Source organism: Bacteroides caecigallinarum, assembly GCF_021530995.1.
GTDB lineage: Bacteria > Bacteroidota > Bacteroidia > Bacteroidales > Bacteroidaceae > Phocaeicola > Phocaeicola faecigallinarum.
The window spans coordinates 1-531 of the sequence record NZ_JADYTF010000282.1; the positions used below are offsets into that span (position 1 = coordinate 1).

The window sequence follows — 531 nt, forward strand, 5'->3', positions numbered from 1 at the left end:
ACTTGATTGATCGTCTATTGCCGTGCTCGAAGCACAAAATGTTGTATATTTGAGGTGCATACATTTATTAAAAAATCCTCATATGAATAGACCTAATAGAACAGTAGCAGGGCTTGATGTCCACAAAGATAGTGTTTTCCTTTGTATAATAGATGATTCGGGCAAGATTTTTGAACATAAATACGGTGTATTAACCCCTGATTTGGACTGCATGTCCAATGACATGCATAAATATGGGGTAACCGAACTGGCAATGGAGAGTACCAGTATATATTGGATTCCTATATGGCGTGTTCTTGAAGAAATGTTCGACCAGAAACTCGTCAATCCATACTTCATAAAGCAGCTTCCCGGACGAAAGACAGATGTAAAGGATGCAGAGTGGATTGCAACATGTGTCCACAAGGAGTTAATCCGTGGAAGCTATGTTCCCGAGCCTGTCATCCAGCAGCTCAGACAATACAACAGAATGATGTTTGACCTTAGCAAGGATATATCAAGAAAGCTTGTAAAGCTTGACACATGTCTGCA

1 protein-coding gene is annotated in these 531 nt (G+C 40.1%); it reads left to right on the forward strand.

All coding sequences use genetic code 11. The annotated features are described in order from the left end of the window. Positions 1-82: 82 nt before the first annotated feature. Positions 83-531, forward strand: a 449-nt coding sequence (locus I6E24_RS16630; RefSeq protein ID WP_235329830.1) for an IS110 family transposase, incomplete at its 3' end; no start/stop codon positions are given.